This is a genomic window from Psychrobacter sp. ENNN9_III, assembly GCF_001462175.1.
In the GTDB taxonomy this organism is placed as follows: domain Bacteria; phylum Pseudomonadota; class Gammaproteobacteria; order Pseudomonadales; family Moraxellaceae; genus Psychrobacter.
On sequence record NZ_LNUO01000019.1, the window covers coordinates 1 to 19123 of the forward strand.

At 43.4% G+C, this 19123-nt stretch carries 16 protein-coding genes; 12 read left to right on the forward strand and 4 right to left on the reverse strand.

Features of this window, described 5'->3' with window-relative positions:
- Positions 1–6: 6 nt before the first annotated feature.
- Complete coding sequence (locus PENNN9_RS01135; protein ID WP_058367934.1) at positions 7–1011, reverse strand: lipoate--protein ligase; 1005 nt, start codon at positions 1009–1011, stop codon at positions 7–9.
- A 268-nt stretch (positions 1012–1279) separates the two neighbouring features.
- Positions 1280–2335, reverse strand: coding sequence for a M28 family peptidase (locus PENNN9_RS01140; RefSeq protein ID WP_197409059.1), 1056 nt, complete (start codon positions 2333–2335; stop codon positions 1280–1282).
- A 412-nt stretch (positions 2336–2747) separates the two neighbouring features.
- On the opposite strand from PENNN9_RS01140, the gene PENNN9_RS01145 reads away from it, so the two are divergent.
- Positions 2748–3524, forward strand: coding sequence for a DUF2971 domain-containing protein (locus PENNN9_RS01145; protein WP_197409060.1), 777 nt, complete (start codon positions 2748–2750; stop codon positions 3522–3524).
- Positions 3525–3679: 155 nt separating this feature from the next.
- Here the strand turns inward: PENNN9_RS01145 and PENNN9_RS01150 are convergent, their stop codons facing one another.
- Positions 3680–3991, reverse strand: a complete 312-nt coding sequence (locus tag PENNN9_RS01150) for a Trp family transcriptional regulator (protein ID WP_058367936.1) — start codon at positions 3989–3991, stop codon at positions 3680–3682.
- Positions 3992–4245: 254 nt separating this feature from the next.
- On the opposite strand from PENNN9_RS01150, the gene trpB reads away from it, so the two are divergent.
- The 3 genes from trpB (at position 4246) to PENNN9_RS01165 (ending at position 7926) form a co-directional block, all read left to right on the forward strand.
- Positions 4246–5472, forward strand: coding sequence for a tryptophan synthase subunit beta (gene trpB / locus PENNN9_RS01155; RefSeq protein WP_058367937.1), 1227 nt, complete (start codon positions 4246–4248; stop codon positions 5470–5472).
- Between the two features lie 131 nt (positions 5473–5603).
- Positions 5604–6506: a DMT family transporter gene (locus PENNN9_RS01160; RefSeq protein ID WP_058367938.1), complete on the forward strand. Its 903-nt coding sequence runs from the start codon at positions 5604–5606 to the stop codon at positions 6504–6506.
- Positions 6507–6813: 307 nt separating this feature from the next.
- On the forward strand, positions 6814–7926 hold the full coding sequence (locus PENNN9_RS01165) for an alkene reductase (RefSeq protein WP_058367939.1): 1113 nt from the start codon (positions 6814–6816) through the stop codon (positions 7924–7926).
- Positions 7927–8012: 86 nt separating this feature from the next.
- Here the strand turns inward: PENNN9_RS01165 and PENNN9_RS01170 are convergent, their stop codons facing one another.
- Positions 8013–9275 (reverse strand): NAD(P)/FAD-dependent oxidoreductase, encoded by a 1263-nt coding sequence (locus PENNN9_RS01170; protein WP_058367940.1) that lies wholly within the window; start codon positions 9273–9275, stop codon positions 8013–8015.
- Positions 9276–9883: 608 nt separating this feature from the next.
- Here PENNN9_RS01170 and acs point away from each other — a divergent pair.
- The 8 genes from acs (at position 9884) to pgsA (ending at position 19029) form a co-directional block, all read left to right on the forward strand.
- Entirely contained in the window at positions 9884–11854 is a 1971-nt protein-coding gene (gene acs, locus PENNN9_RS01180) for an acetate--CoA ligase (protein WP_058367942.1), read from the forward strand.
- 224 nt (positions 11855–12078) lie between these two features.
- A complete protein-coding gene (locus PENNN9_RS01185; protein ID WP_143505704.1) occupies positions 12079–13359 on the forward strand; it encodes an NAD(P)/FAD-dependent oxidoreductase in 1281 nt (426 codons plus the stop codon).
- Between the two features lie 56 nt (positions 13360–13415).
- Positions 13416–13844: an MgtC/SapB family protein gene (locus tag PENNN9_RS01190; protein WP_058367943.1), complete on the forward strand. Its 429-nt coding sequence runs from the start codon at positions 13416–13418 to the stop codon at positions 13842–13844.
- A 200-nt stretch (positions 13845–14044) separates the two neighbouring features.
- Positions 14045–15415, forward strand: coding sequence for an amidase family protein (locus PENNN9_RS01195; protein WP_058367944.1), 1371 nt, complete (start codon positions 14045–14047; stop codon positions 15413–15415).
- 83 nt (positions 15416–15498) lie between these two features.
- Entirely contained in the window at positions 15499–16401 is a 903-nt protein-coding gene (locus PENNN9_RS01200) for a polysaccharide deacetylase family protein (RefSeq protein ID WP_058367945.1), read from the forward strand.
- Between the two features lie 84 nt (positions 16402–16485).
- The gene (locus PENNN9_RS01205) at positions 16486–16773 is read left to right on the forward strand and encodes a hypothetical protein (protein ID WP_058367946.1); all 288 of its coding nucleotides are present in this window, start codon (positions 16486–16488) and stop codon (positions 16771–16773) included.
- A gap of 5 nt (positions 16774–16778) precedes the next feature.
- Entirely contained in the window at positions 16779–17744 is a 966-nt protein-coding gene (locus PENNN9_RS01210) for a CobW family GTP-binding protein (RefSeq protein ID WP_058367947.1), read from the forward strand.
- A gap of 604 nt (positions 17745–18348) precedes the next feature.
- Complete coding sequence (gene pgsA / locus PENNN9_RS01215) at positions 18349–19029, forward strand: CDP-diacylglycerol--glycerol-3-phosphate 3-phosphatidyltransferase (RefSeq protein WP_058367948.1); 681 nt, start codon at positions 18349–18351, stop codon at positions 19027–19029.
- Positions 19030–19123 lie beyond the last annotated feature (94 nt).

Consider the following 19123-nt stretch of genomic DNA (forward strand, 5'->3'; position numbering starts at 1 on the left):
AAAAATCTAACCTTCCATCTCACCAAGCAACCACGCAGACACATCATTAATCTGCGCTGCCACATCAAGATGTGCTTGCCCCAGCTTAGCCAGCTTGGCTTTAATATCATGTCTATCGTATTTGATATCAGTTAGTGTCTCTTTTAATAAGTCAATCAATTCCACGTTTAGTGCGTCAGAAAAGATGACCACTTCGCTAATGACTGCGTGCTTTACATCAAGGTGCAAATCAATAATGCCCCAATCAAATCGCGTCTCGATATGATGGCTAAATTCAGGCGTCTTACCAAAGCGCCAATCCCAATCTGCCATTTGCTGATAGTATTTATTGAGCGCTGGTTGCTTAGCGAGACTGGCTTCATCCAATTCTTCTACTGGCGCGGTATCATTATAATATTCGCAAAACGCCTCGATAATCGCATCAGATAAGGTCTCGTGATTGATGTTTTCATTAAACTCAACCAAGTTGGCGACGCGCGCGCGTACCGACTTAATACCTTTGGCTTTGAGCTTAAGTGGGTGCGGATTGAGATAATCGCCGAGCTTTTGCATGTTGGCATGCACGAGTAACGTACCATGATGGAAACTGCGATCGGCCGCATGTTTAAAGGCGCTGCCTGATATTTTCTTATCACCGACTTGCATATCGTTACGCCCAGATAAATCCGCGTCTATGCCTAACTTCTTTAGTGCATTAATAATAATGGTAAAGTTCGCTTCTTGGTCATAGTCGTCTTTGGGCGATAAAAAGGTAAAGTTGGTATTGCCCAAATCATGAAACACCGCACCGCCACCACTCTGACGCCGCGCCAAAAACACCTTGTCGGCTTCCATCTTATCGATTTTGCATTCTACCCATGGATTTTGCGAGCGGCCAATGACCACGGTCTCGCTATTGCGCCATAAAAACAGCGTATGCGAGTCGGGGTTGAGCGTATTAAATATCCAATCCTCAGTTGCAAGGTTAAACCAAGGGTTGGTAACGGCGGACTTTAGAATGCGCAGTTTCATTGAGTGTCCTTTTTATTATGGAGATTGTTGGTAGCAGTTATTGTTGCCGATGCGGGGCTTTAATTCAATGGGGGTGCGGGAGAAGGGAATGGTTTTGAAGGGTTAATAGGGTTAGATATGTTGCTTACGATTAATTTTTAAGTGTGGCGTAGGGTGGGTTAGCGAACGCGTAACCCACCGAATTATCTTCTGCTTTCAATGGTGGGTTACGCCTTGTTTTTATTCTCTACGAGAATTTAACAAGTCTAACGCACCCTACGGCTCTAATCTATCTAATAGACTCAGTTTGTACCTGTTCTGCGATAAGTTTGGTGATAATCTGAGCAAAGGCACTCATGCGCTGTTTGATCCGATCTTCGCCCAATGCTTGCGTCAATACTGCTTCGTTATCCACATCTGGGTTGTGCCATGAATAGCCACCCGGAATATCAGGATTATCCGTTTGCGTATAGCCATCAAAATCTGGTCCCAAGCTCCAGTTGGTCGCTTCAAAGGCGACGACAGGCATGATACTGTCAAATGACTCTTGATCGCTACAACAGCCAACGCCAAGAGGCTTATAAGGCTCGGTTTCACCCGGAGGAATGATAGCTGGGTTTACTTGCAAGCCAAGATTAAGCTCGTTTGCAATACGCAGCGCCGCTTCGCGTAATTTGACATTGGCTGCAATCTCATTGCCGTCATCGTCGTAACTGTTGTCCCCAGCGTTGGCATACATATTATCGCCTGTGAGCAAGCTGTCTAGATTTATCATGCCGATGGCATTGTCAATCTCATCTTGGCTTAAGCTTGCGACAAATGCCTTAGAACCTTGCAGTCCGCCTTCTTCAGAGCCAAATGCCACAAATTTAATCGTATCTGCGGTCTTGACTCCGTTAAAATGATAGACCAGCTCGCTTAGTACGCCAGAACCTGAGGCATTGTCATCTAATCCTTCAAGCTCGATATAATTGGGATACTGCGTCGCCGAATCATAGTGAGCGCCTACGTATAAGGTTCGTCCGGTATTTTCTGTGCCTTCGTGAGTAACGACCACATTTTGACTGGTAATCGATTGATCAGCAAATGGCCCTCTAGAGGCGACAAAGGTAAAAGGCTGTAGTATCACCTCATCGCCATTATCGCCAAAGGTCATGCGCTGTTTCATATATTGAGCAGCGGCAAGCTCGGTACTCGATCCCATATAACGACCCGGATAATCACGCGCCAAGGTCAGTGCCGTATCAGTACCATACTCACCGTATGTAGGTACAGTAACAAATACGGCTTCGCTATCATCATCATTACATGCGGCCACCCCTGCAACCATGATAGCTACAGCCATAATTTTCATCGTTTGTTTTGAGGTTTGTTTCGCTATTATCTGTAACATCGTCAGCATCCCTGTTTTAGTTATTGAAAAAGACCTAATAAGTAATATAGAACGTTTTTAGACCAAAGTGTAAATAGTTTTATAGGGACATTGTCGTCAGTTGTGTTTTGACGGAGGTGGGTGGATAGCAGATTGGGGTAATGACTGTAAAGGGTGGTCTATAGAGGTCTTAATAAAGCTTGGACGTAATTTTGATTTTAGCGTAGGGTGGGTTAGCGAATGCGTAACCCACCTAATATGTCTAAAAAAGATAAGTTGTATACTAATATGTCTAAAAAAGATAAGTTGTATACAGTATTCAATTAATGTAAAAGGTTAAGCTTACAAAATAATTTTACTGTTAGTTTAGTGTAGAAGGAAACACATGATTTTATACAAATATATGTCATTATCAGGTGCGATAAAAGCTATCGAAACGTCATCTATTGGTTTTACACACTTAGAAGACTTTAATGATCCTTTTGAATGTACTGCTTTTGGTTTTAAAGAAAAACCGAATTTTATGGTAAGTCCTCAAATAGCTCAAAACGCTTGTAAAAATAGATTCTCTCGAGGATATGCCGTATTGTCTTTGTCCAGACAACCACTGAACTCATTAATGTGGTCTCATTATGGGGATTCTCATCAAGGAGTTGTTATTGGTATTGATGTTGACGAAGCTAACTTTCATTCACTTTCCGATAATTTTATTCCATACCAGTTTGGTGAGATTGTATATACAAAAACTAAACCGCAGAATGATTTAGATATAATTAACGATGATGAATTAATGAATATTGGCAAAAATACTCTGTTCGAAGGAAACTTATTTAACCTTGCGAAAAGAGCTTTTTTATACAAATCATTAGATTGGGCTTACGAAGAGGAGGTAAGAGTAGTAAAAGAAGTTAAAAGTCTAAAAGCTAGCTATCATACCAGTGAAGGGGTTTTTGGAGACTTCAATATAGTCAGAATACAAAACAGACCCCTATACTGTTTTTCTATTCCTCAAAGTTCAATCAAAGAAGTTTATTTAGGTAAAAATATTTATAAAAATATATCGAGAACGGCAACAGTTTCTCAAAATGAATATGAGTCTTTAATTCAGGGCTGGCAAGACCAAGACATTGAAGTTTACTACTGTGAATGGAATGCGAATTAAATTCTTGGGATCTAAAGAAAAGAGCTAGTAGATAATTACCTAATTTCAATGGTGGGTTACGCCTTGTCCTCATTCTCTACGAGAACTCGACAAGTCTAACCCACCCTACGGCAAAATTCATATTTCATGCAATATCTAACCCAATAAAACCACACTCAAATTTCAATCTTTTCTCCAATATTCGGCAGCAATTTATCAATCTGATGCTGACTAAATACCTTGGCACCGCGGGAGACGGTTGCTATGCCGACACCAAGCTTTGCACTGATTTCTCTTTGGGTCATACCTTGTTGCAGAAGGGCAAATATAGTTAAGCGGTTGGCAAGCTCCGTTTGTTCTTTATCGGTCATGAGCGCAGCAAATATCGCTGATAGACGTTCTGTGTCATCAGTTTCGACCAGTAGCTTAAGTAGATAATCATAAGCGCCGCTTGCTTGATTGTTCGCCTGAATGTCTTTTTGTGACATCTTAATATCCTCATAATATCTTCTTAATGAATCAAACTAGCTAATAAACACTTTCAGATCGTTTCTAGTTATTGACCTTAAACAGGACTTAACTTAGAATATGTTTCAGTGTACTAGAACATTGATACAATAGCTTTATTATAACGCTATAAAAATAATTTGCTTGGATAATTTTCAAACGCCAAAGTTTCAAATACTACAGTTTTCAATACCGTAATTTTAAATATCACAAGTTCAGATACTAGGGTTTAACGATGACAACAGATAATGCAACAGATAGCTATGGCCTACATCAGTCGATTTTGCCGAGTAGCGAGGGTTTATACGGCGAGTTTGGTGGCAAAATAGGCCATCCTGAACTTGCCAAAGCCATGGATGAGATAGAAATAGGATTTCGTGAAATTATCAAAGACGACGACTTTATCACTGAGATGAAACGTCTGCGTGAGACTTATGTCGGCAGACCTAGTCCGATATTCCATGCCAGACGCTTAAGCGCGCATTGCGGCGGGGCGCAAATTTATTTCAAGCGTGAGGACTTAAATCATACGGGCGCCCACAAGATTAATCACTGTTTGGGTGAAGTGTTACTAGCCAAAAAGCTCGGTAAAACCAAAGTCATCGCGGAGACAGGTGCAGGCCAACATGGCGTGGCGTTAGCAACCGCAGCGGCGTTGATGGGTGTTGAATGTGAGATTCACATGGGTGTGGTCGATATTGAAAAGGAGCATCCCAATGTCAGCCGTATGAAAATATTAGGTGCCAATATCGTACCCGTATCGCGCGGCGCAGGAACGCTAAAAGAAGCGGTAGACAGCGCTTTTGAGACTTATCTTAATGAGCTGGACACCAGTATGTTTGCCATTGGTTCAGCTCTTGGGCCAGCACCTTATCCCGAGATTGTCAGCTATTTTCAATCCGTCGTTGGTCGTAAGGCGCGGGCACAGTTCTTAGAGACAACTGGCAAATTGCCTAATAAAGTAGTCGCCTGTGTCGGCGGTGGCTCTAATGCTATCGGTATATTCAGTGGCTTTTTGGGAGATGAGAGCGTTGAAAAAGTAGGGGTAGAGCCCGCAGGCGAAGGTTTAGATACACCCAATCATGCGGCGACGATGACATTAGGTAACAAGGGTGAGATTCATGGCTTTAAATGTTATGTGCTGCTCGATAAAGATGGTGAGCCTGCGCCTGTCCATTCGATTGCTTCTGGTTTGGATTATCCAGGCGTTGGGCCGCAGCACTCACTATTAAAAGACAATAATCTGGCGACTTATGAGTCGGCGACAGACGCTGAGTGTCTAGAAGCCTTTATGTCGCTGTCACGATTAGAAGGTATTATTCCCGCTTTAGAGACTGCTCACGCCATTGCCTATGCAATGCGAGTGGCCAAAGATATGTCGCCTGATGACACTATTTTGGTCAATTTATCGGGGCGCGGTGACAAAGATATCGATTTTATTTTGAATAAAGTCGATTTGTAAATAATTAATGACTAACAAATACATAAAACAGCACCTAAAGAGCAATTAAAAAGTTATCATCGTGGCATTCTTAACAACATAACTTTTGACGACTTCGTAACAGCAGTCTAAACGCTTAATAGGATTCACCAGTGACTAAACGCGACCTCATTATCTTTTTTACCCTCTCTTTTATGTGGTCGCTGTCTTTTATATTTTATCGCGTCGGTGTGCCCGAATTTGGCTCGATAGCGTTTGCAAGTTTACGCGTATTGTTCGCAGGCTTAACCATGTTGGTCTTTGTGTTTGTCAGTTTGGAAAATCGACGCGGCATTCGCGAAAACTGGAAGCTACTGACCGTCGTCGGTTTATTTTCTACCGCTATTCCGTTTGTGCTATTTTCATTTTCAGCCCAGTCAGTGAACGCTGGTGTATTGGCAGTGCTAAACGCCTCTGTACCGATGATAAGTGGCTTTATCGCTAGTACATTTTTTAATGATAAGCTCTCAAAAAAGCAAATTCTCGGTCTATTTATTGGCCTTGCAGGTGTCATCATTTTGATGAGTGAGAGCTTATTTGCTGGTGGTGAGACAGATACAAGTTTGATTGAAGGCTTATTGCCAATGGGCTACGCTTTACTAGGCTGCGTCGGTTATGCGACAGGAGCCAATATTACCAAAAACTATTTGCAAGGCTTATCACCGATTGCTATCACCGCAGGCTCGACCATTATTGCCAGCATGGTCATGCTACCCATCGGCTTGTATGAGTTTCCCTATGGCAAAAGCATCAGTTTACAAGCGTGGGTATCTGTCATCTGCATTGGGGTGTTTTCGACGGCAATCGCACTGATTTTTATGAATCAGCTTATTAAAAATATCGGTCCAATGCGCGCGACCAGTATTACCTTAGTTATTCCGATTTTTGCGATATTCTTCGGTTATGTATTGCTTGGCGAAGCGTTAGATTTGGGCGCGATTATTGGCTCGGCAGTTATTTTAATTGGTACATATCTGTCTTTAAATATCTCTTTTAAAAAGATGATGAAAGCATAAGTGTTGTCTAAACATTAGCGCGTCACATGACTTAAATAGTTCGAATTGCCGTAGTTTAAATGTCTAAAATATATCTAAATCAATGTTTCTGTTTGTAAAGCTTGCTTGAATAATAGTACATGCTCCTTATAAAGAGAACGGTCGTTCAATATAGGTCTTATTTAATAGGTATTTACTTATTAGCTAAGCAAACATACATTTTGTTGACCGAATAACTCATAAAGATTTCATAGTTATAAGTAAATTACTTTATAGTTGTGAATACTATTTTTATTCATGTTTTTGATAACAACAAACAGGGCATACCATGGCTTACGATAAATTATTTGAACCAGTAAAAATGGGTACGCAAACCCTAAAAAACCGTATCATTATGGCGCCATTGACTCGTCTGCGCGCCGTTGAACCAGGTGATGTGCCGACCGCATTGGCAGGTGAATATTATTCACAGCGCGCTGAAGGAGCGGGCCTTGTCATCGCAGAGGCGACGCAAGTGTCATTTCAAGCAAAAGGCTATGCAGGTGCGCCTGGTATCCATACCGAAGATCAAATGACTGCATGGAAAGCCATCGTCGATAATGTTCATGCTAAAGGCGGAAAAATCGTCGTTCAGCTATGGCATACGGGTCTTGTCGCACACGAAAGTGTCCAGCCTGATCGTCAGGCACCTATCTCAGCATCAGATGTCAAAGTCGATGCCCGCACATCTTTACGTGATAGTGACAATCAAGCGATTCGCGTCGATACCACACCGCCGCGTCCAGCCACTCTTGATGAGATTGAGCAAGTGATAAAAGACTTTGCTCATGCAACCAAAGTTGCTCGTGAGGCAGGCTTTGATGGCGTAGAAGTCCACGGCGCACATGGTTATCTGTTACATCAGTTTTGGGTTGAGCAAACCAATAAGCGCGATGATGAGTATGGTGGTAGCCGCGAGAACCGCGCACGCTTGACGCTTGATGTCGTCGATGCTTGTGTTGATGCATGGGATAACGATCACGTCGGTATTCGCATCTCGCCACAAGGCACGTTCAACGCGGTAGAAGCAGGCTATGATGAAGATGATAATATCTGGCTCATCGAGCAAATCAATAAACGCGGTTTGATGTATCTCCATCTCTCTGAACCTGATTGGGCAGGTGGCACGCCGTATAGCGATAGTTTCCGCCAGCGTATTCGTGATGCCTTTGATAATACGATCATCGCAGCGGGTGGCTATACTGCCGAAAAAGCAGAAAGAAATGTCCGTGAAGGCTATATCGACGCAGTTGCTTTTGGTCGTGATTTTATTGCCAACCCTGATCTGCCTGAGCGTATTCGTCAAGATGCGCCGCTCAATGAGCAGCATCCACAAACCTTTTATGGTGGCGGTAGCGAAGGCTATACCGATTATCCGTATTTGAACCAAAAACAAGCTTAAGTGTACGCTTAGTTTTAAATATCAATATAATAAAAAGCCGCCTTACTGTCATAGTAAGGCGGCTTTTTTTGAGCTTGTATTATCGGCTAAACGACTTCACCGCAGACAAAGCCACTTGCCCAAGCCCATTGGAAGTTATAGCCACCAAGCCAGCCCGTGACATCAAGCACTTCACCGATAAAGTATAGCCCATCTTGAAAGCTGCTTTGCATGGTTTTCGACGACACTTCATCGGTTTTTATACCGCCGCGCGTCACCTCAGCCGTACGATAGCCTTCAGTGCCAGAGGGTTTGAGTTGCCAACCATTTAAGGTTTCACCAAGCTCGCCTAGGCGCTCGTCTTTAATATTGGCAAGCTCTTTGTCTTTTATATCATCCCACAGCGTTGTTTGTAGGGCCGTCAGTAGTTTTTTAGGCAATGCATTGTCTGTATAGTCTGCTAGTACAGTACGGATAAGCTGCTTAGGGTGCGATTTTTTGTGAGCGAGTAGGAGGGCTGCGACATCGATATCAGGCAGTAAGTTGATATTGATATATTCGCCCGTCTGCCAATAGTTGGACAGCTGTAGCATGGCAGGACCAGATAGACCGCGATGGGTAAATAAGAGCGGCAGCTTAAACGAGATGTGCTCATTACTGGCAATCACTGGCAAGCTAATGCCAGACAAGGCACGGATGAGCTCGCCTGTCTTATCAGTGAAAGTAAAGGGAACAAGACTGGCATCGGTCGGCATAAGCTGATGCCCAAACTGCTGCGCTAGCTCATAGCCAAGACCGCTCGCTCCCATCGTTGGAATAGACAGGCCACCAGTCGCCACGACTAATGATTCACAAATGTATTTGTTTTGCGAAGGTTTAACGCTATTAGCGATATCTTTTTTACTGAGCTTTTTGCTTGTCGATAACGCAAAGTTTTTGTGCTTGTCATCGATGACATCGACCCTATCAATCTGGGTATTAATGCGTATTTGCACACCTACCGCGGCGCATTCATCAAGTAGCATAGTGACGATATCTTGCGCGGAATCATCACAAAACAGCTGACCGTGCTCACGCTCATGATAAGCAATTTTGTGCTGTTCAACCATGCCAATGAACTCCCAACTGGGATAACGGCTCAGAGCTGACTTACAAAAATGCGGGTTGGCACTGATAAAGTGCTCAGGCTCGACGAAGTAATTGGTAAAGTTACAGCGTCCACCGCCTGACATCAGGATTTTTTTGCCGACTTTATTGGCATGATCGAGCACTAGTACGCGGCGACCTCGACGACCAGCGGTGAGCGCGCAGTATAGCCCTGAGGCACCTGCGCCAATAATGATGACATCGTAATGGGTGTTATTGTCCATGGCGGTTTTGGTCCATAAAGCGCTGCTTTTAAACAAACGTAAAAATGTGATAGAAGCAATGATAGAGTCAGATCAATATAAAAAAGATATAGTGGTATTGGGACAAATTTTTCTTGCTTGCTGTGCCTACGCCGACAGGGGCTACAAAAAATTTGTCCCAATTCAGCGTTGTAATAACGTGTAGATATTGTATTTAGTATCGACTATAGGAATATGCTGATGTAACTATCGTGCAAAAAGTGTATTTAGTGTGGCTATTGTCCATATTTAAGCTAGGGTTACAAGGATTAAATACGGCTCAATTTTCTACTATCTATGATTAATAGAGTGTATAAATACATAAGTAAACAGCTGTACATTGGAATTGTTGTAATTAGTCGTTAGCGTCTTGCATCACTTCTTCTTATTTGTCAAACTAGAATCAAGGCGTCACTCATTATGGAAGATGATAGCCTGTCGTCTGCAACCACCGTTGTGACTGATTAACTGCCGATTATCACTACCTGAATGGTAGTTTTGTCGCCTTAGTCTCAGTCAGTTTATGAGATAGTTTTTCTTTTATTCTCGATATTTTATGCAGACAATAATAATTAAAAAAGGAATATCTTATGACTCAGAAATCTTTTCCTATTACGGCTGAATTTATCGCCGCTGCCAACACCACCGCCGAGCAGTACGCTCACGATTATAAGCAATCCGTTGAATCACCTGAGGCTACTGATGCTTTTTGGGCTAAGCGTGCTGAGCTGATCGATTGGATGAAAAAGCCGACTATCATTAGCAACGTCAGTTATGATTTGGACGACTTTCGTATTAAATGGTACGAGGATGGTGAGCTCAATATCTCAGTAAACTGCCTTGATCGACATCTTAAAACTAACCCCTATAAACCTGCCATTATTTGGGAAGGGGATCATCCTTCTTTACACAAGATTATCTCCTTTAAAGAGCTGCACGCTGATGTTTGTCGCTTAGGTAATGCGATGCGCAAGCTTGGGGTCAAAAAAGGCGATCGCGTGACCCTATATATGCCCATGATACCTGAAGCGATGATAGCGATGCTGGCATGTACGCGTATCGGTGCGGTGCATTCGGTCGTGTTTGGGGGTTTTTCTACTGAAAGCTTAGGTAACCGTATTATTGATAGTCAATCCAAAATCGTAATTACGGCCGATGAAGGTCTGCGCGGTAATAAACATACACCGCTTAAGGTCAATGTTGATCGTGCGCTAGATATGGATGGAACTGATAGTGTCGAAAAAGTCGTCGTCGTGCATCGGACAGGTAATTCGATTCCGATGAGTGGACGCCGTGATGTTTGGTATCATTCTTTAATAGCCGGCGAGCAAGAGCAGTGCGAGCCTGAAGTCATGAACGCCGAAGATCCGTTATTTTTGTTATATACCTCTGGTTCGACTGGCAAGCCAAAAGGCGTTCTGCACACGACTGGCGGTTATATCACTTATGCGCTATCGACTTTTCGCGATGTCTTCGATATCAAAGACGATGATGTCTACTGGTGTACAGCAGACGTCGGCTGGGTAACTGGTCATACGTATTCCGCTTATGGACCGCTTGCCAATGGGACGACGACGGTGATGTTTGAGGGCGTACCTGAATATCCAACATGGGCGCGGATTGGTCATATTATTGATAAACACAAAATCAGTGTCTTATATACAGCGCCAACAGCGATTCGCTCAATGATGAAAGAGGGCGATACCTTTGTCCGTGAGTCTAATCGCTCAAGTCTGCGCCTGCTCGGTACTGTTGGGGAGCCTATCAACCCTGAGGCGTGGGATTGGTATTATGATGTCGTTGGTGGTGGTCGTTGCCCAATTGTAGATACATGGTGGCAGACTGAAACGGGTGGTATCTTGCTCGCCCCAATACCGGGTACGGTAGCGCTTAAACCGGGTGCCGCGATGAACCCTCTATATGGCATCATACCGCAAGTAATCGATACCGATGGCACGGCACTTGAAGGTCCCGCTGAGGGCAATCTCGCTATCAGCAACAGCTGGCCGGGACAGATGCGTACTATCTATAATGACCATGAGCGCTTTTTGGAGACCTACTTTACTGAGTATCCGGGCTATTACTTTACTGGTGATGGGGTACAACGCGATGAAGATGGGCACTACTGGATTACTGGCCGTGTCGATGATGTACTCAATGTCTCAGGGCACCGTTTGGGTACTGCAGAAGTTGAAAGTGCGGTAGATGCGCATCCATCGACCGTCGAAGCAGCCGTCGTTGGTATGCCGCATGAGATTCGCGGTGTGGGTATTGCTGCCTTTATTATTCTTAGTATGGGCGAGGTCGCAAGTGATCAGCTAAAAGCAGAATTAAATCGCCATGTGCGCACCGAAATTGGTCCGATTGCCAATTTAGATGCCATTTATATCGTTGAAGCACTGCCCAAAACTCGCTCTGGTAAGATTATGCGGCGCATCTTACGTAACCTTGCGGCAGGACAATATGTCGGACTGGGTGATTTATCTACCCTTGCTGATAGTTCGGTTATTAATAAGATAATTGACGTGGTCAAAGCGGAACGTGAGGCCAAGCGTTGCTAGCAAATGACAGTTAGTGTCACTGTCTAAACAAGCTAATTATCTATCGACATAAAAGTCATGCTGTTTCCAATAGCATGGCTTTTTAATATAAGTGATAATCATTAATATAAATACTGCTAAACAAGAATAAAACTGATGCTTTTTGCTTAATGTTTTGCTCAACATTTTTGTTTAATAAGCTCTTTTTAATTTTTGCTCAATTTCTAATAAGGCCTACCGTTCCTATGACTGAACATACTATGTCGTCTACTAATATGTCTACTGATAATAGTTTAAAGCAAACTAACCATGACAATCAGGCTACCTTGAATACTGGCCTGAACACTAATCTGGATACTGCGCCGAAAGTAGCCATCATTGGTGGTGGTTTGACTGGATTATTTACAGCGACATTGTTAGAGCGTGCTTTTCTTAAGCAAAAGACTAAACCATCTGCTCATTTTTCAGTGCCGCAAATTACTATCTTTGAAAAATCTCGTAGCGTTGGTCGCTTAGCCACGCGCTATCGCACCGATAGCAATACTAATAAAAACTGGCAATGGGCATTTGGTGCGCAGTTTTTTACGGCAAAAACCTCCAGCTTTCAGCAATTTATAACGCCTTGGCTAGACTCAAGATTACTGCAACCGTGGTGCGCTCAAGTAGTTAATTTGACGCCAGCTAATGCCAATTCTCAAGATGCTTATTCACCTGACATTCAGAAAAAAGAGCAGTGGGATACCAATCATGCACGTTATATTAGTACCCCTAAAATGACCAGTTGGGGGCACGCATTGGCTGATGATCTGCAGCATACAACTATTAACTTTAAAACCCGTGTCGCACCAATCAACAAAGCGCAAATAGATAACGCAAAAGCTCATAAAAATATAAAGACTGAACTGTTTGATGAAAAGGGCCATAGTCTTGGCAGGTTTGATTGGGTTATTTGTACAGTACCCAACGGTCAGGCAGTAGAGCTGATGGCAGATAGCGGCTTTATGGAGCAAGCCAAAATTACCGAACCAAAAATGCAAGCTTGCTATACGCTCATGCTAGGCTGGGATAATGTTGATATGCTTCCTGAAACTCTAAGCAATCAGACAGCGCCAGTATGGGATGTGGCTTATGTAAATGACTCAATACTCGATAGAGTGTTTATTGAACATCAAAAGCCTGCTCATAATAAGCTACTTCCAAGTGTCACTATTCATGCGCGCAACGACTGGTCAGAAAAGCATGTCGATGATGATATGGAGACGGTTAAAGCGCAATTATTAGCAGCAGCCCAGCAAGCGTTGCATTGGAGCGCGGATACAGCACCCAGCCAGATAGATTGCCATCGCTGGCGCTATGCTGCGACAGTGATTGAGGCAAAAAATAAAGACAACAATGAAACGTTAGGAATATTGTTTGATCAAGAGCATCAATGGATTGTCAGTGGTGACTGGTGCGGACAAGGCAATATTGAAAGCTGTTATCACGTGGCAAAAAACACCGTACAAAGCATCAGTAAAATAAAGTAGACAAGATAAGCCAAATTCATTCATTTGCAACTTAAAGATAGAGAGCACCGTAAACCATGTTTGGATTTGATATAGATATAGACTTAATGCAGTACCACTTTTTTCAATTAAGCATTGCCTTTGTATTGTCACTGCCGATTGCGCTGAATCGTGAGATGAAAGACAACGGCGCAGGACTTAGAACTTTCCCGCTTGTAACGATTGCTTCATGTGCATTTATGCTAGTCGGTATGGATATCTATGAATCTGCTGGTGAAGCGCGGATTATGTACGCCATTATTACTGGTATGGGCTTTATCGGTGGTGGTGCCATTTTTAAAAATGAGGAAGGCTCAAAAGGCACCGCTACAGCAGCCAGCTTATGGAATACTGGTGCTATCGGTATTTCAGTTGCCTATGGTCGTTACGAGATAGCGATTATCTTGTCTTTGGTTGGGTTTTTAATACTGCAATTTTCGGAACCATTTAAAGTCAAAAATAAGTGATAGTAGTCAAACAATCATGCGTTTTGTTTGTCATTGACGTTTTGTTTGTCATTGACTCATATAAAAATTATAAATTTAGATGATTGTTTCTTATTGGTAAATAGAAGGATTTTACTAAATGACGCTAATTGACTCCTCTGTTTTTTTTGGCCTATGGTTGGTAATGCAGTCTCTAAAAAATAAATAACATGGAGTGGGTTGTGAGCAAAATTACCAAAGAGTCTGTTTCAGCGGTAGATATGGCAGCTCGCCTTGAAGAAGGCAGTCTTTGTCCGGTTGAGCTGATAGAAGAGACGTTTGCAAATATCCGATCTTCTGATCCTGCTATTTTTACAGAACTGCTTGAAGAGCGAGCGCTAAAAGAAGCCCATGCTTCTAAGCAACGTCGCCATGAGGGCAAGCCACTTAGTCCATGGGATGGTATCCCCATCGCATGGAAAGATCTTTTTGATATAAAAGGTCGGGTAACCACCGCAGGATCAGTGGTGCTCAAATCCAACGCACCTGCCACTCATGATGCCAATATGGTTGCCAATGCCACTCAGGCAGGCCTTGTATCAATCGGCTGTCTTAATATGACCGAGTTTGCCTATTCTGGCCTTGGTCTCAATCCGCATTTTGGTACACCCAAAAACCCTCATGGTACAGGCCCAGAACGTATACCTGGTGGCTCATCCTCAGGTTGCGGGGTTGCTGTTGCTCGCGGACTCGTACCACTGGCCATTGGCAGTGATACTGGGGGATCGATACGTATTCCTGCTGGGTTAAATGGTATAGTCGGCTATAAAGGCTCTAGCGTCGCGTTTCCAACTGGTGGGACGTTGCCACTCTCACCGACATTGGACACTTTTGGTCCCCTTGCAGCTGACCTAAAAAGCTGTATTGGTGCCGCACAAATTCTCAGCGGGCGAGCGATCGTCATACCCAAGCCAACACCTATCAACCAACTCAAATTTTTTATTCCTAACAATGTTGTTTTTAAAAATGCACAAGATGCGGTGATCCAGAATTTTGAAGCCTCTGTACGCGCACTTGAGCAGACAGGCGCGACGGTTACTCGCGGCGTGTGCAGTGAGTTTGATGAAATAGGTGCGCTTGCTCGTGAACACGGTTACTTAGTCGGTCCAGAAGCGCTAGATGTGCACTGGGATCTAGTACATTCGGCAGATGCAGAGCAGATAGACCCAAGAATCCTTACCCGTATTCTTGATGCAGGAGATATGAGTGCACGAGATTTGCTTGTCATTCAAAGAGAGCGCGCAAGATTAATCGAAAAAAACCGCCAAAATTTAGACAAGCAAATTGTGCTGTTTCCAACCACGCCTATTACGGCGCCCGAGCTTAAACCGCTTGAACAAGATGATGAATTGTACTTGCGAACTAATAAGTTGATGCTGCGTAATACCGCACTAGGCAATTTTTTGGACTGGTGCGGCGTCGCTTTACCAAATGGAATAGATGAAAACCAGATGCCTACTAGTATCTTGCTATCGATGACCAGCGGCCGCGACAGTGATCTATTAGCTGCGGCACTCTCTGTCGAAAACATGCTTTCTCAAAACTTATCATAACCATCTAACAGAGGAGTAAAACAGAGCTAAAACCCCAAAAAAAAGGAAACCAAACCAAAATAAAAATATCAAAGGAATGAAATATGACTAAAACTATTATATGTGGATTCGGCACGGACGTTGATTCCGTAGCAGGACAAATTGGCTCGTACGGCGGCGGCGAAAGCCCGTCAGATATCCAGCGCGGTGTCTGGGCCTCTGAGGTTGGCGTGCCGCGTTTATTGCGCCTGTTCAAAAAATATGACATGCGCACCTCGTTTTTTATCCCCGGTCATAGCCTCGAGACCTTCCCCGACATTGCTAAAATGATCGTCGATCATGGACATGAAGTAGGCGCGCATGGCTACTTACATGAAAACCCCATTGCCATGACCCGCGCTCAAGAAGAAGCGGTCATGGAAAAGTCGGTTGAGCTGATTACCAAGCTGACAGGTCAAAGCCCGCGTGGATACGTAGCACCGTGGTGGGAGATGTCAGCCGCGACCCCTGAGATTTTAGCCAAATATGATTTTAAATATGATCATAGTCAAGGCTATCGTGATTTCCAGCCATTTTACGCGCGGGTTGGTGATAAATGGAACCTTATCGACTACTCCAAGACAGCAGAAGAGTGGATGCATCCTATGACCCATGGTGACGAGATTGATTTGGTTGAAATCGCTGCCAACTGGTATATGGATGATTTACCGCCGATGATGTTTATGAAAAACGTGCCTAACAGTCACGGTTTTGTCAATCCGCGTGATATCGAAGAGATGTGGCGCGACCAGTTCGATTGGGTCTATCGCAACATGGACTATGCAGTTTATCCTTTCACCATTCATCCTGATGTGTCTGGACGTCCGCAAGTGCTGATGATGCTTGAGCGACTAATCGACTATATCAACAGCCATGAAGGTGTGGTTTGGATGCCATTTGAAGATATCGCTGCCGACTTTCGTCAGCGCTTCCCGTTTGAAGGGGGTAAACGACCAGACGTTATTTAATTTTAATAACTCTGTGTTGATAAGTTTATTGACCTTAGTGGTATTTTAAAAATGCTGCTAAGGTTACTTATAGGGAGAAGAATCATGTGTAATGCATGTGGCAACCCAGCGGCTCCAGGGCATTGGACAGAAGCAGGCGCACAGCAAGGTGGTATCCGGCTCAGAGCGATGTTTCATCGAATATCGATACTAAAGCGCGTGCTAAAACCATATGGGTTCTCAGTTTATGCCGATGGGGTGATTCCGCAGATTCAGCTGCTATGTCCAGGCGGGGCTCGTGTCATGGTCGACAACTTAACTGAGCTGTGGGCTGAAGTAGAACGCCGTCAAGGCTTTCCAATCGACCCCTTAACAACGCTTTCAGTGGCTTAAATTTGATGCAAACATTGCAGGACAACCGTCTTAACATCATTTTATTGAGTGGCTATCTGGGTTCAGGTAAGACCACATGGCTGCGTCATACGCTGTTTACTAAGACATTTGGTCGTGCTCAAGTCTTTACCCAAGAAGCGGCCAAGCAGCCCGTTGACGACTTGCTGTTGGGCGAGGCGATGAGTGTCAAAGTGCTGACTGGAACCGCAGGCACACCGAAAGGCAAAGAGGAGCTCATATCTGCACTGCTTACGGTTGCCGAATCTCGAACGAGCGGCGTTTCTATACAAACCAATGCTCAGCTAGACACGCTTATAATAGAAACCAGTGGTTTAGCTGATCCTGAAGAGATTATCGTCGCTATTAAAGAGCATCCCATTTTGGTCTATCATTTTGCACTCAAAGAAACCATTATTATGGTTGATGCCCTACATTTCCATACATCGTTAAAGACTGACGCACTATGTCGTCAGCAAATCTTGTCGGCTGATCGCATCGTTATTGCAAAATCAGAGGAAGTATCCGAGCAGTCTTTATCGAACCTTGTTTCAACCATCAGCAAAATCAATCCAGCCGCACCGATGTCATTATCCGCATTCGGTGTCGAAAGCCCTGTACCTGAGCTGCCAACGCCGACCGAAATCTACAAATCGACTCTCACTAATGTAGGAGAACCAACGACTGTGGTTTCGCTGCCAGTGCCAAAAGAAGTAGATTGGGTCGAGTTTACCGTTTGGCTATCGGCGCTGTTGCACGCCCGGGGTGATACGATTCTGCGGGTTAAAGGTGTTTTGCAGACGGATGAAGGCCCGCTGTTACTGCAATCTGTACGTAAGGTAATGCAGCAACCAGAGATTCTCCCTGCTAACAAAAATAGCCCTACACCTGAAGACATTGTATTTATAGGAGAGGGTATAAACCAAGAGACGCTACTTGCTTCCTTAAATTCTTTTCTTGGGAAAAAAAGCTAAAAAATAGGTGCTAATTTAAATTTTTAGCAAATAGTAGCAAAACGATTAAGCCACTATAATGAAGTCGCTGTAATTGAGTTGCTATAATGAAGTCACTATAATTTTAAGAAACAGCGTTTAGAAATTTAAAACAAAAAAAGACCCACAGAGGAGGAAACTGTGGGCTGAGGAAAACTGAGTATGTAGTGCGTCTACAATTACAGTAAAAACTTATTATTTTTATAGCGATCCTAACGTTATTAGAAACACAAACAGTTATAATTTAGAATAAAAATTCAGTGTACAACTGTTTCTTCTAATACAATCATATTACCCGAAGTTGCCATTAATTAGCTACTTAAGTTACATGAAGTTACTCTTAAGAGAGTTTTAATACAATGTCACATTTTGAAATATTTTTGTGTGTCGAGGCTTCTTGTTTTCCCTATGTTTTTTAGCATAAGTACAGATAAGGCTATCGGCATTCAAATCTTGTATCGTACAGGGCAGAGCGAATAGCTTTATAAAAAATAGTAACGATGAACTTGCAGAAGATGGCATGACGAGATACATGAAAAATGCTAAGCTAGCAAACATTCTTATGTCTATATAAACTAGGCTTACCATGACCAAAAGCACACAATTGCATACAAAAGAGCCGCTACAACCACAAAATAATAAAAGTATCTTTAACCTACCCAATAATTTGACTATTGCCCGTATTTTAATGATCCCATTATTTGTAGCGATTGCCTATTGGCCACCAGCCATGGGTATTGGAATGCCAGCTATTTCAAATAATGTCATCGCCCAAGTCGGGATGAGCGAGTTTAGTGACAGTTTAGTGCGTCATTTATTACTAACTGGGGTGTTTATTATTGCTGCGATTACAGATTGGCTTGATGGCTACTTCGCCCGTAAGCTTAATGTAATGTCAGCCTTTGGGCGGTTTTTGGATCCAGTCGCTGATAAGTTGATGGTAGCGGCAGCGCTTATCATCTTGGTACAGTGGCATCCTAACATCATTATGGCGATAGCAGCGATTGTGATTATCTCGCGTGAGATTGCAGTATCGGCTCTACGAGAATGGATGGCAGAGCTGGGCAATCGTACTAGTGTGGCAGTATCGTATGTAGGTAAACTCAAAACGACATTTCAGATGATAGCTATTACGGTGCTCCTATTAAACTGGGAGTCACTTGAGATGATAGGTTACGTGTTGATGGTAGCGGCAGTGGTTTTAACGTTGTGGTCCATGTTTATTTATCTAAGGGCAGCATGGCCATATCTAAAACAAAGTGGTTAGATGTGAAGTATTAATATCAGTTTGATCTATTTTATCTGATAAAAAATATAAAAAAGCCAGTAGCGATAAGCGACTGGCGGCGGTACCCCCCACC